At 63.1% G+C, this 25,277-nt stretch carries 22 protein-coding genes; 8 read left to right on the forward strand and 14 right to left on the reverse strand.

The window, feature by feature from the left end; translation table 11 throughout:
• The 7 genes from AYR66_RS29925 to pedF all read right to left on the reverse strand — a co-directional run.
• On the reverse strand, positions 1–1,857 hold a 1,857-nt coding region (locus tag AYR66_RS29925; RefSeq protein ID WP_234814852.1), incomplete at its 3' end, for a TonB-dependent receptor family protein.
• A 255-nt stretch (positions 1,858–2,112) separates the two neighbouring features.
• Positions 2,113–3,846 carry a PQQ-dependent methanol/ethanol family dehydrogenase gene (locus AYR66_RS08245; protein WP_420093126.1) on the reverse strand — a complete coding sequence of 578 codons (1,734 nt, stop codon included), beginning with the start codon at positions 3,844–3,846 and terminating at the stop codon, positions 2,113–2,115.
• A gap of 49 nt (positions 3,847–3,895) precedes the next feature.
• Positions 3,896–4,291 (reverse strand): DUF779 domain-containing protein, encoded by a 396-nt coding sequence (locus AYR66_RS08250; protein WP_088707103.1) that lies wholly within the window; start codon positions 4,289–4,291, stop codon positions 3,896–3,898.
• Positions 4,292–4,349: 58 nt separating this feature from the next.
• Entirely contained in the window at positions 4,350–5,870 is a 1,521-nt protein-coding gene (adh, locus tag AYR66_RS08255) for an aldehyde dehydrogenase (RefSeq protein WP_088707104.1), read from the reverse strand.
• A 207-nt stretch (positions 5,871–6,077) separates the two neighbouring features.
• Entirely contained in the window at positions 6,078–8,147 is a 2,070-nt protein-coding gene (locus AYR66_RS08260; protein WP_234814853.1) for a 4Fe-4S binding protein, read from the reverse strand.
• Complete coding sequence (locus AYR66_RS08265; protein WP_234814854.1) at positions 8,144–8,965, reverse strand: substrate-binding periplasmic protein; 822 nt, start codon at positions 8,963–8,965, stop codon at positions 8,144–8,146. The genes AYR66_RS08260 and AYR66_RS08265 overlap by 4 nt, the downstream gene beginning before the upstream one ends.
• A 70-nt stretch (positions 8,966–9,035) precedes the next feature.
• Positions 9,036–9,503 (reverse strand): cytochrome c-550 PedF, encoded by a 468-nt coding sequence (gene pedF, locus AYR66_RS08270; protein WP_088707106.1) that lies wholly within the window; start codon positions 9,501–9,503, stop codon positions 9,036–9,038.
• Between the two features lie 290 nt (positions 9,504–9,793).
• Between pedF and hemP the strand changes: the two genes are divergently transcribed.
• A complete protein-coding gene (hemP, locus tag AYR66_RS08275) occupies positions 9,794–9,991 on the forward strand; it encodes a hemin uptake protein HemP (RefSeq protein WP_234814855.1) in 198 nt (65 codons plus the stop codon).
• Between the two features lie 46 nt (positions 9,992–10,037).
• Entirely contained in the window at positions 10,038–10,253 is a 216-nt protein-coding gene (locus tag AYR66_RS08280; protein WP_088707107.1) for a (2Fe-2S)-binding protein, read from the forward strand.
• 66 nt (positions 10,254–10,319) lie between these two features.
• Here AYR66_RS08280 and AYR66_RS08285 read toward each other — a convergent pair whose 3' ends face one another.
• Positions 10,320–10,928 (reverse strand): glutathione S-transferase C-terminal domain-containing protein, encoded by a 609-nt coding sequence (locus AYR66_RS08285; protein ID WP_088707108.1) that lies wholly within the window; start codon positions 10,926–10,928, stop codon positions 10,320–10,322.
• Positions 10,929–11,126: 198 nt separating this feature from the next.
• On the opposite strand from AYR66_RS08285, the gene purB reads away from it, so the two are divergent.
• The 5 genes from purB (at position 11,127) to AYR66_RS08310 (ending at position 14,849) form a co-directional block, all read left to right on the forward strand.
• Positions 11,127–12,494 (forward strand): adenylosuccinate lyase, encoded by a 1,368-nt coding sequence (purB, locus tag AYR66_RS08290; RefSeq protein ID WP_088707109.1) that lies wholly within the window; start codon positions 11,127–11,129, stop codon positions 12,492–12,494.
• Between the two features lie 175 nt (positions 12,495–12,669).
• On the forward strand, positions 12,670–13,194 hold the full coding sequence (locus tag AYR66_RS08295; RefSeq protein ID WP_088707110.1) for a cytochrome b: 525 nt from the start codon (positions 12,670–12,672) through the stop codon (positions 13,192–13,194).
• Between the two features lie 22 nt (positions 13,195–13,216).
• The gene (locus AYR66_RS08300) at positions 13,217–13,765 is read left to right on the forward strand and encodes a YceI family protein (protein ID WP_234814856.1); all 549 of its coding nucleotides are present in this window, start codon (positions 13,217–13,219) and stop codon (positions 13,763–13,765) included.
• Positions 13,766–13,784: 19 nt separating this feature from the next.
• Positions 13,785–14,351, forward strand: a complete 567-nt coding sequence (locus AYR66_RS08305; RefSeq protein ID WP_088707112.1) for a YceI family protein — start codon at positions 13,785–13,787, stop codon at positions 14,349–14,351.
• A 60-nt stretch (positions 14,352–14,411) separates the two neighbouring features.
• Positions 14,412–14,849: a MarR family winged helix-turn-helix transcriptional regulator gene (locus AYR66_RS08310; protein ID WP_088707113.1), complete on the forward strand. Its 438-nt coding sequence runs from the start codon at positions 14,412–14,414 to the stop codon at positions 14,847–14,849.
• Here AYR66_RS08310 and AYR66_RS08315 read toward each other — a convergent pair.
• From AYR66_RS08315 to queA, 6 genes are all read right to left on the reverse strand, one after another.
• Positions 14,846–17,338 carry a TonB-dependent receptor gene (locus AYR66_RS08315; RefSeq protein ID WP_088707114.1) on the reverse strand — a complete coding sequence of 831 codons (2,493 nt, stop codon included), beginning with the start codon at positions 17,336–17,338 and terminating at the stop codon, positions 14,846–14,848. The genes AYR66_RS08310 and AYR66_RS08315 overlap by 4 nt on opposite strands.
• Before the next feature lie 176 nt (positions 17,339–17,514).
• On the reverse strand, positions 17,515–18,459 hold the full coding sequence (secF, locus tag AYR66_RS08320) for a protein translocase subunit SecF (protein ID WP_088707115.1): 945 nt from the start codon (positions 18,457–18,459) through the stop codon (positions 17,515–17,517).
• Positions 18,460–18,522: 63 nt separating this feature from the next.
• Positions 18,523–20,382: a protein translocase subunit SecD gene (gene secD / locus AYR66_RS08325; protein ID WP_088707116.1), complete on the reverse strand. Its 1,860-nt coding sequence runs from the start codon at positions 20,380–20,382 to the stop codon at positions 18,523–18,525.
• Between the two features lie 81 nt (positions 20,383–20,463).
• Positions 20,464–20,730: a preprotein translocase subunit YajC gene (gene yajC / locus AYR66_RS08330; protein WP_234815018.1), complete on the reverse strand. Its 267-nt coding sequence runs from the start codon at positions 20,728–20,730 to the stop codon at positions 20,464–20,466.
• Between the two features lie 182 nt (positions 20,731–20,912).
• Positions 20,913–22,040 (reverse strand): tRNA guanosine(34) transglycosylase Tgt, encoded by a 1,128-nt coding sequence (tgt, locus tag AYR66_RS08335; protein ID WP_088707117.1) that lies wholly within the window; start codon positions 22,038–22,040, stop codon positions 20,913–20,915.
• Entirely contained in the window at positions 22,034–23,059 is a 1,026-nt protein-coding gene (queA, locus tag AYR66_RS08340) for a tRNA preQ1(34) S-adenosylmethionine ribosyltransferase-isomerase QueA (RefSeq protein WP_088707118.1), read from the reverse strand. The genes tgt and queA overlap by 7 nt, the downstream gene beginning before the upstream one ends.
• A 112-nt stretch (positions 23,060–23,171) precedes the next feature.
• On the opposite strand from queA, the gene recG reads away from it, so the two are divergent.
• Positions 23,172–25,235, forward strand: a complete 2,064-nt coding sequence (gene recG / locus AYR66_RS08345; RefSeq protein ID WP_088707119.1) for an ATP-dependent DNA helicase RecG — start codon at positions 23,172–23,174, stop codon at positions 25,233–25,235.
• The last annotated feature ends 42 nt before the right edge of the window (positions 25,236–25,277 follow it).

Here is a 25,277-nt window from a genome sequence, read left to right on the forward strand (position 1 = left end):
GCTCTCCGCGCGCATCTCGACGGCGGTAGTCAGCCCCGGCGCAGGCCGGTATTCGACTTGTGCGAACAGGCTGTGCATCGGCGCGCCGGGCAGACGGTTGCCCGCTGCGACGACTGCGCCGGAGCCGCTGGTGAAGCTCTGGCGGAATTGGGCATCAAGCAAGGTGTACGCAAGCTGCGTGGAGATCGCGCCGGCATCCTTGCGCCAGCTCGCTTCGATACCACGGCGCTGCACCTTGTCCACGTTCTGGAAAATCGAGCGTCCATTCTCGGTGGTCAGCTGCGCGATCTCGTCGCGGCTGCGCGCCTGGAACAACGCCAGGTCAACCGTATGCCCGTCGTGCTTCCACTTCATGCCGATCTCGCCCTGCCTGCTGCGCGAGGGCTGCAGGCCGAGGTTCGGGCCGGTGCCGCCGGGGCGGTAAGCGGATTCGTTGATGGTCGGCGTTTCGAAGCCGCGACCGATGTTGCCGTAGATGTTCAGCTCTTCATTCGCGAACCAGACCAGGCCGAGGACAGGGCTGGTGTTGTTATATTTGACGCTGCCGCTGTCATTCGGGCTTGCTGCAGTGATATAGCGGTCGTCGACGGCAAAACGCACGCGGCTGGCACGCACACCGACGGTCCCCTTCCACTGCGGCGCGAACATCCAGTCGGCCTGGCCGAAGACGTCGACGTTACGCGCGGTGTCCGTCTCATTGCGGCGCAGTGCGCCAGCCGTGCCGTTGTTGTTGATGAAGCCGCGGCGCAGCTGTTCCAGCTCGTCGGCTTCGACGCCCACGGTCCAGTTGAGCGGCATGCCATTCAGCTTGGTCGCATGCGTCCAGCTTAGGCCGGCACCGTAGAAATCATTGTCGAGATCGACCACGCCGCCCGCCGAATTGGCGGCGGCGCCGCTGAACGACAGCGTCTGCATCACCTTGCGCACGCCGGTATAGGCGCGCGCATTGAGCGTGTTGCTGGCATAGAACTTGTGCTCGACCGTGACGCCGGCCTGGCGCTGCTCGATGGTCTTGCGCGTATCGAAGGTGAGCGCCACCGGAACGACCTGGCGTGGATTCTGTTCGAACTGTGCATGCGTCAGTCCGAGCGGATCCTGCGACAGCGGCTGGTCGAACAGGTTGACCAGGCCGGTGATCGTGGTCGACGACGACGGCCGCCATTTCAGCTTGCCGTTGAGCTGGGTGCGCTCGGCCGCGCTATGGTCGCGGTAGCCGTCGGTGCTGTAGTGGGACACATCGAGCAGGCCGCCGAGTTCGGCATTGCCGCGTGCAACCGTGAAGCCGGCCTGCCGCTGCCCGTAGCTGCCTGCGCCGAGCGAGGCGCTGGTGATCGATTCATCCGCCGACAGCGGCGGATCGATGGTGAAGACATTGACCACGCCGCCCGCCGCATTGCCGTACAGTTGCGCCACCGGACCGCGCAGCACTTCAATGCGGCGCACCGATTGCAGCGGCGCCGTTGCCGCCTGCCCCTGCCCATCGGGCATCGTCGCCGGGATGCCGTCGACCAGGATGCGCACGCCGCGTACGCCGAAGGTCGAGCGCGTACCGAAGCCGCGTACCGAAATCTGCAGGTCCTGCGCGAAGTTCTGGCGCTCGCGGATCTGGATGCCGGGCGATGCTCCAAGCAGCTCGGACATGTTCACCAGCGGCGACGGCGTGACCAGCGGATCGACCTGTACCGCGTCGATGGAGGCTGCTGCATCGAAGCGTTTCTGCTCGGTGCGATTGGCCGACACGACGACAGGTTCGAGCTGCTTGTCCTGCTGCGCGAACGCATCCTGCCAGGGCAGCAGGAGCGAATTGGCCGACAGTGCGGCGGCGATCGTACGGCGGATGAAGGGTGGTTTTTGCATGTGAGCCTCGGATGGTTGGGGCGTCGTTGCCTTGCTTTCGGTTCTGCAAGTTGCATGCCACTGGTTCTGACTGTGCCACACCCATGAACTGCTGCGTTTAGCAACATCATTGTTGCGTTTTGCAACGTCACATTTGAAGACAGCTGGAACAAAGAAAAAAGGCCGACAGCTTTCGCCGTCGGCCAACACATATCTCACCAGGGTACAGGACAGGACAGGAGGCGTACTGGTCAGTGAGAATGAGGAGACATCACATCAAATCGAAGACAGCTTGAACACCCACACTGAACCACCCTGCTCGAGGAAGTTCACGCGCTTGGCGACTTCGCCGCCCCACAGCGGCACCGCGCCGCCCCAGCCGGAGACCACGGCGACATACTGCGTGCCGCCTTCCTGCCAGGTGATCGGAGGCGCGACCACGCCGGAGCCGGTCTGGAACTTCCACAGTTCCTTGCCGGTCTTGGCATCCATCGCTTTCAGGAAGCCTTCAGGCGTACCGTAGAACACCAGGTCGCCGGCGGTGGTCATCACGCCACCCCACAACGGCGCGTTGTTCTTCGCTTCCCACACGATCTTGCCGCTCTTCGGATCGATCGCACGCAGCACGCCGATGTATTCCTCGTTCAGCGGCTTGATGGTGAAGCCGGCGCCGAGATAGGCTGCGCCCTTCTTGTAGCTGATCGGCTCGTTCCAGATGTCCATGCCCCATTCGTTGGCAGGCACATAGAACAGGCCGCTCTTCGGGCTGTACGCCATCGGCATCTGGTTCTTGCCGCCGAGGAAGGACGGCGCGGAGAAGATTGTTTCGCCCTTCTTGCCGTCCGCGCCCTTGGTCGGGTCGCCCGGACGGCCCTTCGGCGTGTAGTTCGGACGGCCGGTCTTCAGGTCGATGCCGGTGGCCCAGGTGATCTTCTTGACGAAGGGGAAGGCATTTTCCAGTTTGCCGTTCTTCGCATCGATCACATAGAAGAAGCCGTTGCGGTCAGCCTTGCCGCCGAGACGCTTGCCGTTCATGTCGAAGGTGACGAATTCGTTCACACCGTCGAAGTCCCAGCCATCGTTCGGCGTGGTCTGGTAGTGCCACTTGATCTGGCCGGTCGTCACGTCGACCGCCACGGTCGAAGCGGAGTACAGGTTGTCGCCGGGACGCAGGTGGCTGTTCCAGGGCGCGGGGTTGCCCGTGCCGAAGTAGGCGAGGCCGGTGGTCGGGTCATAGGTGCCGCCGAGCCAGGTCGCGGCGCCGCCGGTTTTCCACAGCTCGCCCGGCCAGGTCTTGTTGGTCGTGCCGGAAATGCCGTTTTCGTGCGCCTTGCCCTCGGTGTCGTACTTGTAGCCCATGTGGCCTTCGACGGTCGGGCGCGTCCATACCAGCTGGCCGGTGCGCGGGTCGCGCGCCTCGATGCGGCCGACAATGCCAAACTCGCCGCCGGACACACCTGTCAGGAGCAGGCCCTTGGCGATCAGCGGGGCAGCCGTATTGGAATAACCCGCGGCATAGTCGTCGATCTTTTCCTTCCACACGACGTCGCCTGTCTTCTGGTCGAGCGCGACCAGCTGCGCATCGAGCGTGCTGAAGATGACCAGGTTTTCGAACAGTGCGGCGCCACGGTTGACCACGTCACAGCAGGGCATGATGGCGTCCGGCAGGCGGTGCTCGTACTTCCACAGCTTCTCGCCGGTCTTCGCATCCAGTGCATAGATGCGCGAATAGGACGCGGTGACGAACATGCGGCCGTCATGGATCAGCGGCTGCGATTCCTGGCCGCGCTGCTTCTCGCCGCCGAAGGAGAAGGACCAGGCGGGCACCAGCTTCGATACGGTCTTCGTATTGATCTGCGTCAGCGGCGAAAAGCGCTGGCCCTGCTGGCCCATGCCCCAGGACAGCACGTCGTTGGTGGTCTTCGCGTCGGCCTCGATCATGGCGTCGGTCACGCCGGCTGCGTGCGCGCCTGCGGCGCCGGCCATGGCTGCCAGCAGCGACAGCCTCATGAGATTGGTTTTCATTGCTCCTCCGTTTTTATTGAATGAATGGTTGCCGTCAGTTTCTTGCCGTTTCGCGTGCCGCGTGCCGCGCGAGCTGGTCGCACTCTTCGTCGCTGAACAGGCGGGACCGCGTCAGGAAGCGCTTCCCGGTGCCGTTCTCCAGCGAGAACATGCCGCCCATGCCGTCCACCACATCGATGATCAGCTGCGTGTGCTGCCAGTATTCGAACTGGTCGCGGCCGATGTAGAACGGCGTGTCACCCAGCCGGCCGAGGAAGACGTCGGTCGGACTGACGCTGAAATCGCCCAGCGGGTAACACATCGGCGAGCTGCCGTCGCAGCAGCCGCCGGACTGGAAAAACATCAGCGGACCGTAGCGCTGCGTGAGGGTATCGACCAGTTGCATCGCGGCCTCGGTGGCGACCACTCGTGGTGGAAGCGTGTATGCCATGTCTGTTCCTTTGTTACCGCGGCGGCGCGGATATTACTCGCGCCGCCGCATGCTGCTATCAGAAGAAGCCGAGTGCCTTCGGGCTGTAGCTCACCAGGAGGTTCTTGGTCTGCTGGTAGTGCTCGAGCATCATCTTGTGGGTTTCGCGGCCGATACCGGACTGCTTGTAGCCGCCGAATGCTGCGTGCGCCGGATACAGGTGGTAGCAGTTGGTCCACACGCGGCCGGCCTGGATGTTGCGGCCCATGCGGAAGGCACGGGAACCGTCGCGCGTCCACACGCCTGCGCCGAGGCCGTACAGCGTGTCGTTGGCGATGGAGAGCGCCTCATCTTCATCCTTGAAGGTGGTAACCGAGACGACCGGGCCGAAGATTTCTTCCTGGAAGATGCGCATCTTGTTGTGGCCGGCAAAGATGGTCGGCTTGACATAGAAGCCGCTGGCCAGGTCGCCGCCGAGAGTGTTGCGCTCGCCGCCGATCAGCACCTTCGCGCCTTCCTGGCGGCCGATGTCGAGGTAGGACAGGATCTTTTCCATCTGTTCCTGCGATGCCTGCGCGCCGATCATGGTGCTGCTGTCGAGCGGGCTGCCCTGCTTGATCGCGGCCACGCGCTTGACGGCGCGCTCCATGAACTTGTCGTAGATCGATTCCTGCACCAGCACGCGCGACGGGCAGGTACACACTTCGCCCTGGTTCAGCGCGAACATCGCGAAGCCTTCCAGGCACTTGTCGAAGTAGTCGTCGTCCGCTTCCATCACGTCGGCGAAGAAGATGTTGGGCGACTTGCCGCCGAGTTCCAGCGTGACGGGGATGATGTTTTGCGCGGCGTATTGCATGATCAGGCGGCCGGTGCCGGTTTCGCCGGTGAAGGCGATCTTGGCGATGCGCTTGCTGGTGGCGAGCGGCTTGCCTGCCTCGAGGCCGAATCCGTTGACGACGTTGATCACGCCGGGCGGCAGCAGGTCGCCGATCAGTTCCATCAGGACCATGATCGAGGCCGGGGTCTGCTCGGCGGGCTTGAGCACCACGCAGTTGCCGGCGGCCAGCGCGGGAGCCAGCTTCCACACGGCCATCAGGATCGGGAAGTTCCAGGGGATGATCTGGCCGACGACGCCCAGCGGCTCATGGAAGTGGTAGGCGTAGGTTTCGGAGTCGATCGGCGCGATCGAGCCTTCCTGCGCACGGATGCAGCCGGCGAAGTAGCGGAAGTGGTCGATGGCCAGCGGGATGTCGGCGGCCATGGTCTCGCGGATCGGCTTGCCGTTGTCGATCGTCTCGGCGGTCGCCAGCAGCTGCAGGTTGGCTTCCATGCGGTCGGCGATCTTGTTCAGGATGTTCGCGCGGTCGGTCGGGGAGGTCTTGCCCCATGCCTTCTTCGCGGCATGCGCTGCGTCGAGGGCGAGGTCGATATCTTCTTCGGTGGAACGTGCCACTTCGCAGAAGGCCTGGCCGATCACCGGGCTGATGTTCTGGAAGTATTCACCCTTGGTCGGCGCAACGAATTTGCCGCCGATGAAGTTGTCATAGCGCTGCTTGAAAGGATTCTTGATGCCGAGCTTGGTGATGTCTGCGAGATTCATGCCGTCCTCCGATTGTGATTGTGGAAGTTGTGTGATCCGGCTGTTCTTTTTTGCCGGGACACAGACACTATGGCAATTGGCGTGCCATGTGCCGGGTGCCTGGAATTCCTGATATTTGGCGGGGTTTTCGGCTGCCGGAGGTGAATCGGCTGTCATGTTTTTGAGCAGTCGCCTCTCGACTGTCACAATCTGCAGCACAGCAATTGTTCAGGCGGCCTTGACAGGGATGATGACGCGACGCTTCTTCTCGAGCATCAGCGGCGCGCAGCGGTCTTCGCTTTGATGGATCACGACGCAGTCCATGCACTGGAAGCAGTCGTCGTAGCGGATGGCTCCGCTGGGCGCGATGGCGACATAGTCGCAGCGGTGGCGGCAAGTCTGGCAAGGCTTGCCGCATTCGGTGCGGCGCGGCAGCCAGTCGAACAGGCGCACGCGCCCGAACAGCGCGAGGCCGGCGCCCAGCGGACAGAGATAGCGGCAGAAGAACTTGTACCAGACGGCACTGGCTGCGACGAGGAGCCCCGCATACAGGACGTAAGGCCAGGTGCGCTGGAAGCCCAGCGTGATCGATGTCTTGAAGGGTTCGACCTCGACCAGCCAGCCGGTGGCTTGCCCCGGCACGAAGACACTTCCGAGCAAGACCGCAAGCACCACATACTTAAGCAGGCGCAGCCGGGCATCGGCGCGATGGCGCAGACGCACCTGCGGCAACTTCGCGAACCTGCCGAGCTTGCCCGCGAATTCCTGCAAGGCGCCGAACGGGCACAGCCAGCCGCAGAAAGTCCCGCGTCCCCAGATGAACAACGACACGATGACGGCGGCCCACACCAGGAGCGAGACCGGGTCGTATAACAGGAAGGCAAGGCTGGCGCCTTCCTTCAATGCGTGGATGACGCCGGTGAGCGTGACGATGGAGAGTTGCCCTTGCGCATACCAGCCGATGAAGGCGAGCGTGAAGGCAAGATACGCCGCCCGGAACCATGCAAAGCGGCGCGCATCGGCGACGAGACGCGCCTGGCGGGACAGGGCTGCAAAGAGAAGAACGAGAGCGACCGAGATCAAGGCGAGTTCGATCCATCGCTGTTTCCATGCCGCGACCCACGCACTATCCTCCTTGGGCGGCAGGATATAAATGCGGTCCGGCAAACGGTACGCAAAACCGAACTCGCGGACGAAGCGCTCGGGGTAAATCATCCCCTTGAGGCGCGTGACATGCAGCGCAAGGTCGAGCGGCTGCGCGGGGTCGAGCCCGGCCTGGGCGATAACGCGAAACACCCTGGCCTGCCCTCCCTCGCTTGCATCCTTGAATCGCAGGTCAAGGTTCAGGTCCCGCATCTCGATCGGCAGTCCGCCTTGCATCAACGTGAAGCGGTCAGGCGGCATCCCCGGGACGAAGCGTTCGGACACCGGCGCGTAGCCTCCACGCCAGCGCACCAGCAGCGCATGGTCGCCTTCTTCCAGCCGGGCCGACAGGCGCTTCCAGCTTGCATCGTCGAGCAGGCTGCGGCCGATGGAGGGGACGGAAACAAGGGCGACCTGCAAGTCGGCAAAGGTATCGCCGGGTTGCTTCAGTACCGCGTCATCCAGTCCGGCCGCGTCGCTTCCGGCGAACTTCTTTTCCACCTCGGCATTGCGCAGCACGAAGGAATGCAGCATGCCTTCGCGCCTGAGGTCTTCCGGAGTAAGTGTTTCGACGAGATCGGACCGGATGCGCGCGGCACGGTCCGGATCCTGGGCTGCGGAAAATCCGAGCTTCTTGCGCGCGACCTTGAGCGCCGCCGAGAGCAGCGTCTGGTTGATGATGCGCACCGACGCCGTCGCCTTCGCAACACCATCGATGTGCGCGGCCATGCCGTCCTTTTTGCCGGACGCATCGATGATCACATTCTGCTTGAGCGACAATCCGCGGTACTGGCCGACGAATTGATGCAGCGGCCCCTCGCCCAAGCCGTCAAGGAACACCGGCTCATGATGCGAGACCACCCTAACATCGATGAAATTGCCGCGCGCGTCGAGCGCGACGAGCAGGTTGATTGGCACGCCCGCGAATCCGGGCACGGAGACGAAGTCGATCGACTCGAAGAGATAGCCGACCAGCTCGGTCGTCGGGCCGTTCTGCCTGTGCACCGGCCATACCGGCACCGCCGCATCCTTGTCGCCGATCATCCACGGCGACGGGTAAAGTTTTTCGAGCGCCGCGCGCGTGAGCACGCCGGCGCCGCAGGGCAGCGCCAGGCAGAGCAGGAAAGCAGCAAGCAGCCGTCGCAGCGCGCTCACGGCTTGGTCGGCGTGACCCCGTGTTTCGCAAAGATCTTCGCCATTTCGCCGGTCGCTTCCAGGTCATTGGCGGCGGCCTGCAAGGCCTTGGCGAGTTCCTCGTTGTCCTTCTTCACGGCCAGACCGACGATCCAGCCCTGGCGCGGCAGCCGCTGGAAGGACAATTCGCTGAGCGGATAATTCGCATCGCCGCGCACCGCGCCCTCGATCTCGGACTGGTTGGCGAGGACCGCATCGAGCTCACCCGCCTTGAAGGCTTCCATCGCGGCGGCGGCGGTGTCATAAATCTTCACGCTGTCGCGCACCTTGCCATCCTGCTCACCGAGCAGGAGCATGGCGGCGAGCGAGACCTTTTCGACGCCGACCTTCTTGCCCATCAGGCAGTCCACCGACTCGCAGGAAGGAATCTTGCGCACGTCGCGCACCAGGCGCACGCGGTCGCGGTAGTACGGGGCGAAGATGGTCACGCGCTTGTTTTCAGCCATCAGGCCCTTGTCGACTGGCACGTGCATCAGCACATCGGCCGGTCCGTAACCGAGGTAGTGGCCCTTCCACACCATATTCCGCAAGTCGTCATTGAGGTTTTCGCCGGCCTCGAAGGGCAGCAGCGCCACGCCGAGGCCAAGCTTGCCGGCGAGCGCCTTCGCCAGGTCGATATCGATGCCGCCCTCCTTCGACGAGAAAGGCTGCATGTCGTTGTACACGGCCACCTTGAGCACGCCGGATTGCTTGATCTTGTCGAGGTCGGCATGCGCTGCCGGCAGAGCGAGCGCGAGTGCAAGCAGCAGCATGGCGCGCAGGGAAGAAAGAAATGTCACGACTGCCTCCGTTATCGTTATGGGAATCTGTGTCGCGCGCGGCGGCTGTCTGGCCGCCGCGTGGCCGACCTTACTTCACTTCACGGCGCGTATCGAGATAAGCGCGGATGGACCACATCGCTTCCTGGCTCAGCGTGCCTTCGAAGGGCGGCATGTAGACCGCGCCGTTACGCACCTTGCCGCGACGAGCCGAGGTCAGGAAGTACTGGTCGATATCCTTGATGCAGGCCTGTTTCTTGGTCTCGATCTTCTGGTTCACGCAATCCTTGTCGAGCTTGCGCAGGTCGGGCGCGATGCCGCCTGAGATGGCTTCGATGCCGTGGCAGCGCGCGCAATTCTGGGTGTAGGCAGAACTGCCGATGCGGATCGCTTCGCTATTGCCGCGGAACGGATTCTCTTCGCGCCACTGCTCACCGAGCTGCGGCAGCGACGAGGTATCCACTGCCTGCGGCGTGACATCGCCGTGGGCGAATGCGACGGACGCGTTGATGGAAAGGGCCAGCAACAGGGCGGTGGCACGGAACGGGGTGGCTTTCATGCGGTTGTCTCCTCAGCTAATCAAGAAAAAGTGTTTTCTCCATTAGCGCAAAGAGCATGCCAAACGATCCGGGCCGCAATTCCGGGGATGTCAGCCTATTTCCATTCGATCGCTGCTCCGTTTTGTGACACCGGTGTTGATTGCTGGCGCAGTTGTCCGCACCTGGCGACGCGATATTTTCAAAACAACAACGCAAACATGCGACAAGACATGCGAAACCCCTTGCAATCCTCCGCAGGTTCGCTAATAATCTAAATGAGAATTGTTCGTATTTACAAAAGGACCAGAGAATGACGGGATCGATGCAGCAGGTGAAGGACGAGGATGGCAGCCGGCAAGGCAGTCCCGCCGCTCCGTCTGCATCGCAGACCCTTCGCATCAAGAGCGAGGATCTGTTCCGGCAGCAGCGCGAAGTCGAGATCGACCACCAGGGACGGATCTATCGCCTGCGGCTGACTCAGATGAACAAACTGATCCTGACCGCCTGATCTGATACGAACAACGCAGCCAACCCAACCTAGCCAGGGCAGTGCCATGATCGTCTGTGTCTGCAACAACGTCTCCGAACGCCAAATCCGCCGCGCCGTCGATGCCGGCCACACGACCATGCCGCAACTGCGCGAAGAACTCGGCGTCGGCACCTGCTGCGGCAAGTGCCACTCCTGCGCGAAGACCGTCCTGCGCGAATACCTCGAAGAAGGCGCGCGCGAATCGCAACCCATGATGTTCGGTGCCGCGATCGCCGCCTGATCGACCTGTCGTTCCGAAACAAAAAAAGGGCAGCCGAGGCTGCCCTTTTTGTTATTGGTTGCGCGCTTACTGCGGCACCGTATCCTTGAACGACTGCCGCTCCGACAGCTTGTCGAACAGCTTGGCGAGGTTGGGATGGTCGCCGCGCCAGTCGATTTCCGGGAAGCGGAACGACAGCCAGCCGAGTGCGCATCCGACGGCGACGTCGGCGAGCGTGTAGTGGTTGCCGCTGCAGAACGCGGTGTCCTTCAGGCCGGCGGACATCGCCTTCAAGCCATTGGTGACCTTGTCCATCTGGCGCGCGATCCATTCCGGGCTTTGCTGTTCTTCCTTGCGCTGCGTGCGTTCCAGCCGGATCGCAACGCCGGCGTCGAGCACGCCGTCGGCTAGCGCTTCCCAGCATTTGATTTCGGCGCGTTCGCGGCCGTTCGGTGGAATCAGCTTGCCGACCGGCGTCAGCGTGTCGAGATACTCGACGATCACGCGCGAATCGAACATTGCGCCGCCGTCTTCCATGATCAGGCACGGCACCTTGCCGAGCGGATTGAACTGCATGATCTTGGTCTCGGCGACCCAGACGTTTTCCAGGACCAGCTCATAGTCGAGCTTCTTTTCCGCCATCACGACGCGGACTTTGCGGACATACGGACTGGCGAGGGAACCGATGAGTTTCATAGATGCGTAGGGTAAGAATTGGTCTGGATTATAACATCGCCAAAGCGCGCGATAAGCGCCGCGCGGCCGCCCGTGGCCTTCCGGCACAACAGGTTTCGGGTCCGGGGCCAGATGGTAAAATGCCGGATTCCCCCGGTTTTGCGCACGGTTTCCCGCACTTTGCGCAGGTTTTCATTTCATTCTCCGCATTTTCATATCATGTCGCTTTCCGCCCTCTCCGCCCTTTCGCCGTTGGACGGCCGCTACGCCGCCAAGACCGACAAGCTGCGCCCCATCCTGTCCGAAGCCGGTTTCATGCACCATCGCGTGAAGGTGGAGATTGCCTGGCTGCAGGCGCTGTCGAACGCCGGCTTCGCGGAGATCAAGCCGTTCTCCGCAGCCGCAAGCGCGCTGCTCGACAAGCTGGCCAGCGAGTTCTCGGAAGCCGACGCCGAGCGCATCAAGGCGATCGAAGCCGTCACCAACCATGATGTGAAGGCGGTCGAATACTGGCTCAAGGAAAAGGTGAAGGACGTGCCCGAACTGGTCGCCGCGTCCGAATTCATCCACTTCGCCTGCACCTCGGAAGACATCAACAACACCTCGCACGGCATGATGCTCAAGGCCGCGCGCAACGACGTGGTGCTGCCGGCGCTGCGCAACGTGATCGCCCGCCTGACCGAAATCGCACATGACAATGCCGCGCTGCCGATGCTGTCGCGCACCCACGGCCAGCCGGCCAGCCCGACCACGCTGGGCAAGGAAATCGCCAACGTCGTCGCCCGCCTGAAGCGCGCCGAAAAGCGCATCGCCGACGTCGAAATCCTCGGCAAGATGAACGGCGCCGTGGGCAACTACAACGCCCACCTGTCCGCCTATCCCGACTTCGACTGGGAAACATTCTCGAAGACCGTGATCGAGCAGCGCCTCGGCCTGACCTTCAACCCGTACACCATCCAGATCGAGCCGCACGACTACATGGCGGAACTGTTCGACGCCGTCGCCCGCGCCAACACCATCCTGCTCGACCTGAACCGCGACATCTGGGGCTACATCTCGATCGGCTACTTCAAGCAGAAGACCAAGGCCGGTGAAATCGGCTCGTCCACCATGCCGCACAAGGTCAACCCGATCGACTTCGAAAACTCAGAAGGCAACCTCGGCCTGGCCAACGCCGTGCTCAAGCACCTGTCCGAAAAGCTGCCGGTCTCACGCTGGCAGCGCGACCTGACGGACTCCACTGTCCTGCGCAACATCGGCGTCGCCTTCGGCTATGCGGTGCTGGCCTACGACAGCTGCCTGCGCGGCCTGAACAAACTGGAAGTCAACCCGGACCGCCTGGCCGAAGACCTGGACGCCACCTGGGAAGTGCTGGCCGAGCCGGTGCAGACCGTGATGCGCCGCTACGGCATCGAGAATCCGTACGAACAGCTGAAGGAACTCACCCGCGGCAAGGGCATTTCCAAGGAAGCCCTGCGCGAGTTCGTCAACGGCCTCGCCATCCCGCAGCAAGCCAAGGACCAGCTGCTGGCAATGACGCCTGCCAGCTACACCGGCCGCGCCGAACAGCTCGCACGCCAGATCTGACCGTCCTTCGCGGAGCGCCGCCCGGCGCTCCCGGCTTCTTTCCACGGCGGCGGAATAAAATCCGCCGCCGCGTCGTTTACCTCCCAGCAAAGCCGTTTCCGGCAAGACCGATCCCCTTGGTATTTGCTGATATGATATTCGTCCTAACGCAAACCAGTTAATAAATAGCAACACAATGCAACGCTATACCCTGCCGGCCATCGCCCTGCACTGGCTGACCGCGCTCCTGATCGTGTGCGCCTTTGCCCTCGGGCTGGTGATGGTCGACATCCCGGGCATGACGCCGACCAAGCTGAAGTATTTTTCCTGGCACAAGTGGCTGGGCGTGACCGTGCTCGGTATTGCCTGCATCCGCGGCCTCTGGCGCCTGGGCCATCCGGCGCCGCCGCTGCCGTTCAGCATGCCGCAATGGCAGGTCGGACTCGCGCACCTGCTCCACGCCCTTCTCTATGTGCTGATCTTCGCCGTCCCGTTGTCCGGCTATTTCTACAGCCTGGCCGCCGGCGTGCCGGTGGTCTATCTCGGCATCATTCCGCTGCCAGTGCTGATGGAGGCCAACGCGGTATGGAAGCCCATCCTCAAGCAAGTCCATTACGTGCTGAACATGACGCTGCTCGCCTGCGTCGTGCTGCATGCCGGCGCCGCCATCAAGCACCTGGTGGTCGACCGCGACGGCATTTTCCGCCGCATGCTGCCCTGAATTCCGGAAACAAGGAGAACCTGTGAAGCTTCGCACCATTGCCCTGGCCACGCTGGCCTTCGCCCTGCCCGCGCTCGCCGCGCAACTCAAGACCGACGCCACGAAGAGCAGCGTGTCCGCCGTATTCAAGCAGATGAACGTGCCGGTGGAAGGCAAGTTCAAGCGCTTCAATGCGCAGATCGACTACAACAGCGCCAAGCCCGAAACCTCGAAGGCGTCGATGGAAATCGAGGTCGCCAGCTTCGACCTTGGCGATGCGGACTTCAACAAGGAAGCGCAGAAAAAGGATTGGTTCAACGGTCCGCAGTTCCCCAAGGCGACCTTCGTGTCGAGCGCGCTCAAGCCGGCCGCCGGCGGCAAGCTCGACGTCAGCGGCAAGCTGACCATCAAGGGAAAGACGGCCGATGTCGCCTTCCCGCTCACGGTCAAGCAGGAAGGCACCACACAGGTTTTCGAAGGCGCGCTGCCGATCAAGCGGCTGGCCTTCAGCATCGGCGAAGGCGAGTGGAAAGACACGAGCATGGTCGCCGATGAAGTCGTCATCAAGTTCCGCGTCGTTGCGACGCAATAAACCCCGGGAGAATCAATCAATGCAGTTCAAGCACGTCATCGCCGCCGTCCTGGCCGCCAGCGCCGCGTCCGCCTTCGCGCAGACCTACAACATCGAACCGAACCACACCTTCCCGAGTTTTGAAGCCGACCATCTCGGCATCTCGGTCTGGCGCGGCAAGTTCACCAAGACCAGCGGCGTCGTGAAGCTGGACCGTGCGGCGAAGACCGGCACGCTGGACATCGCCATCGATGCCAACTCGATCGATTTCGGCCATGCCAAGATGAACGACCACGCGAAGTCCAAGGACATGTTCAACACCGAGCAGTTCCCGACCATCACCTACAAGGGCAAGTCGATCAAGTTCGACGGCGACAAGCCGGTTTCCGTGGAAGGCGAACTGACCATGCTCGGCGTGACCAAGCCGGTGAGCCTGACCATCGCCAAGTTCAAGTGCATCGAGCATCCGATGTTCAAGCGCGAAGTGTGCGGTGCCGACGCGACCGCCGAATTCAAGCGTACCGATTTCGGCCTCAGCTATGGCACGCCGCGCTTCGCTCCGGAAGTGAAGCTGGCGATCCAGGTTGAAGCACTGAAGGCGGAGTGATCCCTTCACGCCCATTTACAAGCCGGCCCCGTCAAGGCCGGCTTTTTTGTTGAGCCGACCATGAAACGAGAACGCTACCTGCGCAGCGTCCGCCTGCTGGCAGAATGTTTCCACGCCTTCGAGCACATCTCCAACACCCACATCCGCAAGCTCAACCTGACGCCGCCGCAGTTCGACATCGTCGCGACCCTCGGCAATACCGAAGGCATGACGTTCAAGGAATTGGGAGAAAAGACCCTGATCACGAAGGGCACGCTGACCGGTGTGGTCGACAGGCTGGAGGCAAAGGGCCTGGTGATGCGCACGTCTCACGCCATTGACCGCCGCAGCACCATCGTCAAGCTCACTGAAAAGGGCGAGCGCGAGTTCGAGCGTGTCTTCGCGCCGCAGATCGCGCTCTGCAAACAACCGTTCCTCGCCTATGGCGAAGAGGATTTCGCCGCGCTTGAACGTGAGCTGTCCAAGCTGAAGACGCACCTGCTGGACGCGACGCCCTAAAGGGTATGGCGCAAGCCGACCCAGATCGCACGCGGCGCACCCGGCGCATAGAAGGTCGCGCGCTGCACACCGAACTCGCCGCCCGCCGCCGGAAACGGCCGCGCGACAAACTGCCCGGCGCCATCGAATCCGGTCGGCCCCAATTGCGCCGCAGTGACATTGCGCCGGTCGAACAGGTTGTTGACCTGCGCTAGGTACTCGAAGCGCGACTCGGGTCTATAGCTTCCGCCAAGGTTGAATACTGCATAGCCGGCAGTCTTGCCCTTGCCCAGATAATGCAAGCCGTCTGGCTGGTGCAGTCCGTTTTCATTACCGCGCGCCAGCATGCCGGAGAGCGCGATCATGTTCAGCCCGATATTGAGCTGCGGCGTCGCCTGGTAATCAGCATTGAGCTTGAGCATGTGGCGCGGCACCAGCGGCAGCCGGTTCCCCGGTTCGATGCCTATCGTCCCGTCCACACCGGGAACACCGGCCAGCGCGCGGTCGTTATTGCTGTTGCTCGAACCGTTGACCGTTTCCCGGCTCTGGAAGGTCGCATCGAGGAAGGTATAGTGCGCGCCGAGCGAGAGCTGGCCGAAGCGGTTGGATGCACCCAGTTCGACGCCCTGTCGCCGCGTCTTGCCGACATTCCTGAAATAGCCGTATCCGGCCTGATCATCGGCGACGAACAGGATATCGTCGGCGTTGATCGCTCGGAACATGCCGGCACTCCAGCTCAGCGATTGCACCTGGCCACGCATGCCGGCTTCCCAGGTCCGGGTGACGACCTGCTTCAACGGCGGGTCGCCTGCCATTGCATTGGGCAGTTTGCAGGGCTGGTCGGGATTGGCGCAGCCCAGTTCGATGCCGCTCGGCGTGCGCGTTCCCTCGTTGTAGCCTGCGTACACGTTCAACGACTTGAGCGGTGAATACGTCAGCCCGATGGCCGGATTGAAGCGGCTGAAGCGGTGGTCGCCGTTCAGCGACTGAGGACCATCGGCATGGATGTTGTCGCGCGTGTTCACGCTGGTCCGGTTGTAGCGCCCGGACAGGATCAGGTGCAGGTTGTCCCGGATTGAAAACGTATCGGTGGCGAACAGGCTCCAGGTGCGTTGCCGGCCGCCGATATCCACCCGGCTGTCATAGGGCTCACCGTCCACATCTCCGCCGGTGACTCCGTCGCCGAAAGCATTGACACCGGTGATGCTCCGGTCCGGATTCAGGAATCCCAGTTGGGTCGACTGGCGGAAATCCATGCGGCTGCCGTTGTACGCCGCGCCTGCAGTGAACTGGTTGCGCTTGCCGGCGATACTGCCGTCCAGCGCGACCTGGCCGGCAAGCCCATAGGCGGACTGGCCGGTTTGCGAGCGGTTGATCAAGCCATTGCATTTTTCCGCCGGTTCATCGGCGCGCAGTGCTTGCGCGATGCAGCGCCAGGAAGGAAACGGCGTATTGGCCGCATTCGCACCACTAGCCGGAAAGCCGCTGTATCCGGCTGCCGACAGCGCCGCCCTTTCGGCAGCATTGGGCTGGTAGAGCGATTGGTTCAGCGATTCTTCATTGATGTCGCCGTTGACCGTCCGCGTCGTTATGCGCCGGTAGTAGGCCAGGCCGGATACCGAAATGCCGTCGTCCAGTTCACGGATGCCGCTCAGGTTGAGCAGCGTTGCGCGGTTGTCCGTCACGTCGGGCCGGGTATAGACGCTGCGCCAGTCGCGCGCCAGGAAGCGCTGCTCCTGCAAACCATTGCCATTCAGGGCATTGTCCGCATGCGAGAGCGACAGGTTGAGGTTCGTGCTGCCGTCCCGCCAGCCCAGCTTGCCGAACAGCTGGCCCACTCGCGACGCCGAATCCTCGCGCCAGCCATTGTCCCGGTAAGCATCGGCACTGACGAACCAGCCAAGTCCATCGGCATTGCTGCCGCCGTGCTCCAGTTCGATGGAGCGCCGCGCATGCGAGCCGACGGTTCCCGTGACCGACGTGCCCGGATTGCTGAAGCCGTCTTTCGTCTCGATGGACAGCGCGCCGCCGAGCGTGTTCAGCCCGAACAAGGGATTGGAGCCGGGCACCAGCGTGACCGACCTGATCGCGCTTTTCGGAATGAGGTCCCAGCTCACGACATCGCCGAACGCCTGGTTCATGCGCACGCCATCCATGTAGACAGACAGCCCTTGCGCCGCGCCGGGCAAGGGTGACGCGGTGTAGCCGCGGTAATTCACGTCCGGCTGGAAGGGATTGCCCTGGGTTTCGTTCACATGCACGCTGCCGAGGTGCGTGTTCATGAAATCGGCGAGGTTCAGCGCGCCGCTGCGACGCATTTCCTCGCCGCCTGCGGTCTGGACCGGCGCCGCGACCTCGTTGAGGGGAACCGCAAGACCGGGCAACGGACGCACGCCGGTGACGGTCACTGCGGGAAGCGCCGTCTCCTGCGCGTGGGTCGAAGGCAGGCTCGCGGCGAGGGCAAGGAGAAGCACCGGCTTCGCGGAACGAAGGGGATGAAGTGTACGCATGGCCGCCCTGTCTCGAAAGAAAATTGGTTTCCTTCGTGCATGGCAAGCTCCGTACCAGCGGACATGCGCCCGTATGACCTCGGATTGCGGACCGCGGCTGTCACATTTTGAGACAGCACTGTCCCAAAACGACAAAGCCGGCGCAACGGCCGGCTTTGTCTTGCGGAGCGAGCGGCTTATACCACTGCGCCGTCGGTCTCGTCCTTTTCCTTGACCGGTTTGATCAGGTCTTCGCGGGTCACGCCCAGCCACATGGCAACGGCGGCGGCAACGAACACCGACGAATAGATGCCGAACAGGATGCCGATGGTCAGCGCCAGCGCGAAGTAGTGCAGCGTCGGACCGCCGAACACCAGCATGGACAGCACCATGATCTGAGTCGAACCGTGGGTGATGATGGTACGGGAGATGGTGCTGGTGATCGCGTGGTTCATCACGTCGGCCGTTTCCATCTTGCCGTAGCGGCGATCGCGGAAGGTTTCGCGCACGCGGTCGAAGATCACCACGGATTCGTTCACCGAATAGCCGAGGATCGCGAGCACTGCGGCCAGCACCGTCAGCGAGAATTCCCACTGGAAGAAGGCGAAGAAGCCGAGGATGATGACCACGTCGTGCAGGTTTGCGATGATCGCCGACACCGCGAACTTCCATTCGAAGCGTACAGCGAGGTAGATCACGATGCCGGCGATCACCATCGCCAGCGCGGTGAGGCCGTCGTGCGCAAGTTCGTCGCCGACTTGCGGGCCGACGAATTCCACGCGCTGCAGCTTGACGGCTTCATCCTGCGCCTTGAGCGTCGCCATGACCTTTTCGCTCTGCTGCGCGGAGCTCACGTCCTTGCGTGCCGGCAGGCGGATCATCACGTCCTGCGCGGTGCCGAAGCTCTGCACCTGCGTGTCGGCATAGCCCAGGCCTTCGATGCTGGTGCGGATGCGCTCCAGGTCCGCCGGCTTGGTATAGGTCACCTCGATCACCGTGCCGCCGGTGAATTCGATCGACAGGTGCAATCCCTTGTAGAACAGGAAGAACACGGCTGCGACAAAGGTCAGCGCCGACACCACGTTGAGGACCAACGCGTGGCGCATGAAGGGGATGTCCCTCTTGATGCGGAATAATTCCATTACATTCCTTTCATTCGCTGAACCGGCGCATCACGTCGCCGGGTCAGCCATGGGTTCAACGCGTCAGGCGTTCGGTTTCCAGACCTGGCCGATCGATACGGTTGTCAGCTTCTTCTTGCGTCCGTACCAGAAGTTGGCGAGGCCGCGCGACACGAAGACCGACGAGAAGATCGAGGTCAGGATACCGAGGCAGTGCACCACGGCAAAGCCGCGGATCGCGCCGGAACCGAAAATCAGCAACGCGAGACCGGCGATCATGGTGGTCACGTTGGAGTCGAGAATCGTCGCCCACGCGCGGTCGAAGCCGGCCGCGATCGCCGCCTGCGGCGTATTGCCCGCCCGCAGTTCCTCGCGGATGCGTTCGTTGATCAGCACGTTGGCGTCGATCGCCATACCGAGCGTGAACGCGATAGCCGCCATGCCGGGCAGTGTCAGCGTCGCCTGCAGCGTGGACAGCACCGCGATCAGCAGCAGCAGGTTGACTGCCAGAGCGAACACGCTGAAGAAGCCGAACAGGTGGTAATAGATCACCATGAAGATGGCGATCGCGGCGAAGCCATACACCGTCGAATTGAAGCCCTTCTTGATGTTGTCGGCACCGAGCTGCGGACCGATGGTGCGTTCCTCGATGATCTCCATCGGGGCGGCGAGCGAGCCGGCGCGCAGCAGCAGCGCGAGGTCGTTGGCCGCCTCGGCGGAGCCCATGCCGGTGATCTGGAAGCGGGAGCCGAGTTCGTCGCGGATGGTCGCCACGGTCAGCACTTCGCCGCGATTCTTTTCGAACAGCACGATGGCCATCAGCTTGCCGATCTTTTCACGGGTCGCTTCGCGCATGCGGCGGCCGCCATCGCCATTCAGGTCGATGCTGACCGCGGGCTGGTGGTTCTGGTCGAAGCTGGCGGAGGCGCTGGAGATGTAGTCGCCAGTGATGATCGGGTCCTTGTAGAGCACGACGGGCGCGCCCTTGCCGACCTTGAACAGTTCGGAGCCGAAGGGAACGGCAGCCGTTTCTTCGGTGCCGCGGGTCACGGATTCGTCGACCATGCGCACTTCCAGCGTCGCGGTACGGCCGATGATGTCCTTCGCGCGGGACACGTCCTGCACGCCGGGCAGCTGCACGACAATGCGGTCCGCGCCCTGGCGCTGGATGACCGGCTCGGCCACGCCCAGCTCGTTCACGCGCTTGGACAGGGTGCTGATGTTTTGCTGGACCGCTTCCTCGACAGTGCGCTTGAGCGCATCCGGACGGTAGCTGGCCACGAGCGTCAGGTCGGTGCCGCTGGTGCCTTCCTGGAAGACCAGTTCGGACAGTTGCGACGCGAGGACTTCACGGCCCTTGGCAAGGGTTTCGGGCTCGCGGAACTTGATCTCGATGGCGTCGCCGTTGCGGCCGATGCCGGCATGGCGCACGTTCTTGTCGCGCAGCATGTTGCGGACGCTGGCCTGCAGGCCTTGCAAGCGCTTGTTCAGCACACCCTTGGTATCCACCTGCATCAGGAAGTGCACGCCGCCGCGCAAGTCGAGGCCGAGGTACATCGGCTTGGCATTGATGCCTTGCAATGCTTGCGGCGTATTGGGCATCAGGTTGAACGCGACGATGTAGGTCGGGTCGGCCGGATCGGCATTCAGTTCCTTTTCCAGCACGGCCTTGGCCTTGAACTGGGTGTCAGTGTCACGGAAGCGGGCACGGACCGAGCCCTGGTTGCCGCTCAGGTCGAAGGTAATCCCTTCCGGCTTGATGCCGTTCCTGGACAGCGCCTCTTCCACGCGCGCGGTGGCGGAGGCATCGACCTTCACGGTAGCCTTGGCGCTGCTGACCTGGACTGCCGGCGATTCGCCGAAGAAATTGGGGATCGTATACAGCACGCCGAACACCAGCGCGATGCCGATCAGGATGTATTTCCAGAGGGGATAACGATTCATGGGGATTCAAGTTCCGGGGTGAGCGGGCGATTAGGAAAACCGCCCGGGAATGCATGCCGCCGTGCAAGGCGGCCCGTCCCATTACAGCGACTTGATCGTGCCCTTCGGCAAGAGGGTCGCTACCGCCGCCTTCTGCGCGACGATCTCGGTGCCATTGGCCACTTCCAGCGTTACGTAGGCGTCGGTCACCTTGGTCACCTTGCCGAGGATGCCGCCCGCGGTCACCACTTCATCGCCCTTGGCCAGCGCTTCCATCATGGACTTCTGCTCTTTCTGGCGCTTCATCTGGGGACGAATCATCAGGAAGTACAGCACGATGAACATCAGGATGATGGGCAGGAAGCTCATCAGGCTGCTCTCTGCGCCTGCGGCGGCGGTTTGCGCGTATGCGTTGGAAATGAACACGTAATACTCCTTGCTATGGGGATGGATCAACCCGGCATTTTAGCACCGGGCGCAGGGTTTCCCCTGAACGATGAATTGACTGCGGAAACAGGGTAAAACCGGCCCCTCAGGGCCGGTTTCAAGGCTCAGATGCCGCGTGCGCGGTCGGCCTGGAACTGCACCACGAAAGCCTGGAACCGGTCGGCATCGATGGCCGCGCGCATTTCCCGCATCAGCTGCAGGTAGTAATGCAGGTTGTGGATGGTATTCAGGCGCGCGCCGAGGATTTCGCCGGCGCGGTGCAGGTGGTACAGGTAGGCGCGCGAGAAATTGCGGCAGGTGTAGCACTCGCAGGTCTCGTCCAGCGGCTTGTCGTCGTCCTTGTAGCGCGCATTCTTGATCTTCAGGTCGCCGAAGCGTGTGAACAGCCACCCGTTGCGCGCATTCCGGGTCGGCATCACGCAGTCGAACATGTCGACGCCGTTGGCCACGCCCGCCACCAGGTCTTCCGGCGTGCCTACGCCCATCAGGTAGTGCGGCTTGTCGGCCGGCAGGCGCGGACCGACGTGTTCCAGCACGCGCATCATGTCTTCCTTGGGCTCGCCGACGGACAGGCCGCCGATCGCATAGCCCTCGAAGCCGACTTCCTGGAGGCCGGCCAGCGATTCGTCGCGCAGGTGCTCGAACATGCCGCCCTGCACGATGCCGAACAGCGCATTCGGGTTCTCGCCCTTGTCGAACTCGTCGCGCGAGCGCTTCGCCCAGCGCAGCGACATACGCATCGACTTGCCCGCCTCGGCTTCGGTCGCCGGGCGGCCGTCGATCTCGTAGGGCGTGCATTCGTCGAACTGCATCACGATGTCCGAGTTGAGCACGCGCTGGATCTGCATGGAGATCTCGGGCGACAGAAAGAGCTTGTCGCCGTTGATCGGCGATGCGAACTTCACGCCCTCTTCCGTGATCTTGCGCATCGCGCCCAGCGAGAACACCTGGAAGCCGCCCGAGTCGGTCAGGATGGGCTTGCTCCAGCCGATGAAGCGGTGCAGGCCATCGAACTTGCCGACCACGTCCAGCCCCGGGCGCAGCCACAGGTGGAAGGTGTTGCCGAGGATGATCTGGGCGCCGACTTCATGCAGTTCTTCGGGCGACATCGCCTTGACGGAACCATAGGTGCCGACCGGCATGAATATGGGGGTTTCGACCACGCCGTGGTTGAGCGTCAGGCGGCCGCGACGGGCCTTGCCGTCGGTCTTGAGGAGTTTGAAGTTCAGCATTGTTCGTTTCTTGTCAGGAGCATCGCGTCGCCGTAGCTGAAGAAGCGGTAGCGCTTCTCGATCGCATGGGCATAGGCGGCGCGGATCTGCTGGTAGCCCGCGAAGGCCGAGACCAGCATCAGCAGGGTCGACTTCGGCAGGTGGAAATTGGTGATCAGGCGATCGACCGTCTTGAAGGTGTAGCCGGGCGTGATGAACAGATTGGTGTCGGCGCTGCCCGCCACCAGCTCGCCGCTTTGCGACGCCGATTCCAGCGCGCGCATGCTGGTCGTGCCCACGGCAACCACCTTGCTTCCCGCCGAACGCACCGCGCGAACGGCGTCGACGGTCTCCGGCGGAATCGTGTACCACTCGCTGTGCATCTTGTGCTCGGCGAGGTTTTCGGTGCGCACCGGCTGGAACGTGCCGGCGCCGACGTGCAGCGTGACATACGCGAATTGCACGCCCTTCTCGCGCACCCTGTCGAGCAGCGCCTGGTCGAAATGCAGGCCCGCGGTCGGCGCGGCCACCGCACCCGGCTCCTTCGCATAGACGGTCTGGTAACGCTTCTCGTCGAAATCGTCGGCGGCGTGCTCGATATAGGGCGGCAGCGGCAGGCGGCCGTGGGCCTCGATCAGGTCGAACACGTCAGCCGGGAATTCCAGCGTATAGAACTCGCCCGCGCGCTCGCCAACGACAACGTCAAAGGCATCGGCCAGGCGGATCGTACTGCCTGCCTTCGGCGATTTCGAGGCCCGCACCTGCGCCAGCACATGGCGCGTGTCGAGTACGCGCTCGACCAGCACCTCCACCTTGCCACCGCTGTCCTTGGCGCCGAAGAAGCGCGCCTTCAGCACGCGGGTGTTGTTGAAGACGAGCAGGTCGCCGGGCGAAAGCTGGTCGACGATCTCGGAGAATGAACGGTCCACAAGACCGCCGCTGTCGACATGCAGCAGGCGCGATGCGCTGCGCTCGGGCAGCGGCAATTGCGCAATCAGTTCCTGCGGCAGGTCAAAATCAAAGTCGGAAAGGGAATACATGCGTCAGAATGGCACGGAACGCGTTGAAGCAGGCATCTGCGCTTGACAGAATTGCCATACAATCTTCAACCGGAATAAAACCTTCTATTTTACGCCCTGCAGCACGATTCACATGCCCGCCCCGAAGCGAAAAACCGCTCCCCAGGAAAAAGCCAAGACCGGCGCCGCCAAACTGGCGCGGCTCGGCCTGCGCACCGACATGGACCTGGCGCTGCACCTGCCGCTGCGCTACGAGGACGAAACCCAGGTGCAGCCGATCCAGGCGGCCGGGTTCATGGGCGGCCATGCCGCGCAGGTCGAAGGCGTCGTCACCGCATCCGACATCCAGTACCGGCCGCGTCGCCAGCTCGTCGTCACCATCGCCGACGACAGCGGCCCGCTGGTGATGCGCTTCCTCAATTTCTACGGTAACCAGGTCAAGCAGCTTGCCGTCGGCGTGCGCGTGCGGGCGCGCGGCGAAGTACGCCACGGATTCTTCGGCGCCGAAATGGTCCATCCCACGTACAAGGTCGTGCAGGAAGGCGATCCGCTGCCCGACAGGCTGACGCCTGTCTATCCGTCCGGCGAAGGCCTGCCGCAAGCCTACCTGCGCAAGGCGATCGCAGGCGCGCTGTCGCGTGTGGACTGGCGCGACACGCTGTCGCCCGCGCTGCTGGCGGAACTCCGGCTGCAAGCCTTCGAACCGTCCGTCCGCCTGCTGCACAATCCGCCGCCCGACGTCAGTGAACACGCGCTGCTCGACCGCTCGCACCCCGCGTGGCTGCGGATGAAATTCGATGAGCTGCTGGCGCAGCAGCTGTCGCTGAAGCGGGCGCAGGCGGCCCGCCGGTCCAAGGGGGCCGCCGCCCTGCCTCGCATCGGCGAATTGTCCGAATCGCTGATGAAGGCGCTGCCCTTCACCCTGACCGGCGCCCAGCAACGCGTGCTGGCTGAAATCCGGGCCGACCTGCACGAATCCTTCCCGATGCAGCGCCTGCTGCAGGGCGATGTCGGCAGCGGCAAGACCGTTGTGGCCGCGTTGGCCGCCGCGCAGGCCATCGACAGTGGATTCCAGGCGGCCCTGATGGCGCCCACCGAAATCCTCGCCGAGCAGCACTTCCGCAAGATCGCGCAATGGATGGAACCGCTGGGCGTGAAGGTCGCGTGGCTGACCGGCAGCCTGAAAAAGAAGGAAAAGCTGGAAGCCCTGGCACGCACCGAGTCCGGCGAAGCCCAGCTGGTGATCGGCACCCATGCGCTGATCCAGGAAGGCGTGGAATTTTCGAAGCTCGGCCTGGTCATCGTCGACGAGCAGCACCGCTTCGGCGTCGGCCAGCGGCTGGCGCTGCGCAACAAGGGCTTGGATGCGCAGACCGTGCCGCACCAGCTGATGATGTCGGCCACGCCGATTCCGCGCACGCTGGCGATGACTTACTACGCCGACCTCGAAGTCTCGGTGATCGACGAACTGCCGCCCGGCCGCACGCCCATCGTCACCCGCATCGTGGACCAGAACCGGCGCGACGAGGTCATCGGACGCGTGCATGCGGCGGCGCAGGAAGGCCGGCAGGCCTACTGGGTCTGCCCGCTGATCGAGGAATCCGAAGCCCTGCAGTTGCAGACCGCGACTGACACGCATGCCACCCTCGCCGCCGAGTTGTCGGACCTGAATGTCGGACTGGTGCATGGCCGCATGAAACCGGCCGAGAAGCAGATCGTGATGGACGCTTTCTCGCGCGGCGAGGTGCATGTGCTGGTGGCGACCACGGTGATCGAGGTCGGCGTCGACGTGCCCAATGCCTCGCTGATGGTGATCGAGCATGCGGAACGCTTCGGCCTGTCGCAGCTGCACCAGTTGCGCGGCCGGGTCGGCCGGGGATCGGCCGCCAGCGTCTGCCTGCTGCTCTACCAGAGCCCGCTCGGCCCGGTGGCCAAACAACGGCTGATGACCATGCGCGAGACGACCGATGGCTTCGAAATCGCCCGCCGCGACCTTGAAATCCGCGGGCCGGGAGAATTCCTCGGTGCGCGCCAGTCCGGGCAGGCGATGCTGCGTTTCGCTGACCTGGAAACCGACCAGTGGCTGGTGGAAAAGGCGCGGGATGTCGCCCAGAAGCTGCTGCACGACGATCCGGCGACGGTCGAGGCGCATCTGGCGCGCTGGCTGGGCGGGCGGGAAGAGTTCCTCAAGGTATGAACACGCATTGCTGCATGCAATCCTTTGCTTTTTGGCATAGTC

The organism is Noviherbaspirillum denitrificans, from assembly GCF_002211445.1.
Taxonomy (GTDB): domain Bacteria; phylum Pseudomonadota; class Gammaproteobacteria; order Burkholderiales; family Burkholderiaceae_D; genus Noviherbaspirillum; species Noviherbaspirillum denitrificans.

Excerpts from the sequence above, each read along its gene's own strand:
- AYR66_RS08250 (WP_088707103.1), bottom strand. The coding sequence starts at position 4,291 with ATGGCATACACGCTTCCACCACGAGTGGTCGCCACCGAGGCCGCGATG.
- recG (WP_088707119.1), top strand. The coding sequence starts at position 23,172 with ATGCCCGCCCCGAAGCGAAAAACCGCTCCCCAGGAAAAAGCCAAGACC.
- secD (WP_088707116.1), bottom strand. The coding sequence starts at position 20,382 with ATGAATCGTTATCCCCTCTGGAAATACATCCTGATCGGCATCGCGCTG.
- tgt (WP_088707117.1), bottom strand. The coding sequence starts at position 22,040 with ATGCTGAACTTCAAACTCCTCAAGACCGACGGCAAGGCCCGTCGCGGC.
- adh (WP_088707104.1), bottom strand. The coding sequence starts at position 5,870 with ATGAATCTCGCAGACATCACCAAGCTCGGCATCAAGAATCCTTTCAAG.
- queA (WP_088707118.1), bottom strand. The coding sequence starts at position 23,059 with ATGTATTCCCTTTCCGACTTTGATTTTGACCTGCCGCAGGAACTGATT.
- yajC (WP_234815018.1), bottom strand. The coding sequence starts at position 20,730 with ATGAGCTTCCTGCCCATCATCCTGATGTTCATCGTGCTGTACTTCCTG.
- hemP (WP_234814855.1), top strand. The coding sequence starts at position 9,794 with ATGACGGGATCGATGCAGCAGGTGAAGGACGAGGATGGCAGCCGGCAA.
- AYR66_RS08310 (WP_088707113.1), top strand. The coding sequence starts at position 14,412 with ATGAAACGAGAACGCTACCTGCGCAGCGTCCGCCTGCTGGCAGAATGT.
- secF (WP_088707115.1), bottom strand. The coding sequence starts at position 18,459 with ATGGAATTATTCCGCATCAAGAGGGACATCCCCTTCATGCGCCACGCG.
- purB (WP_088707109.1), top strand. The coding sequence starts at position 11,127 with ATGTCGCTTTCCGCCCTCTCCGCCCTTTCGCCGTTGGACGGCCGCTAC.
- AYR66_RS08315 (WP_088707114.1), bottom strand. The coding sequence starts at position 17,338 with ATGCGTACACTTCATCCCCTTCGTTCCGCGAAGCCGGTGCTTCTCCTT.
- AYR66_RS08280 (WP_088707107.1), top strand. The coding sequence starts at position 10,038 with ATGATCGTCTGTGTCTGCAACAACGTCTCCGAACGCCAAATCCGCCGC.
- AYR66_RS08245 (WP_420093126.1), bottom strand. The coding sequence starts at position 3,846 with ATGAGGCTGTCGCTGCTGGCAGCCATGGCCGGCGCCGCAGGCGCGCAC.
- AYR66_RS08285 (WP_088707108.1), bottom strand. The coding sequence starts at position 10,928 with ATGAAACTCATCGGTTCCCTCGCCAGTCCGTATGTCCGCAAAGTCCGC.
- AYR66_RS08295 (WP_088707110.1), top strand. The coding sequence starts at position 12,670 with ATGCAACGCTATACCCTGCCGGCCATCGCCCTGCACTGGCTGACCGCG.
- AYR66_RS08305 (WP_088707112.1), top strand. The coding sequence starts at position 13,785 with ATGCAGTTCAAGCACGTCATCGCCGCCGTCCTGGCCGCCAGCGCCGCG.
- pedF (WP_088707106.1), bottom strand. The coding sequence starts at position 9,503 with ATGAAAGCCACCCCGTTCCGTGCCACCGCCCTGTTGCTGGCCCTTTCC.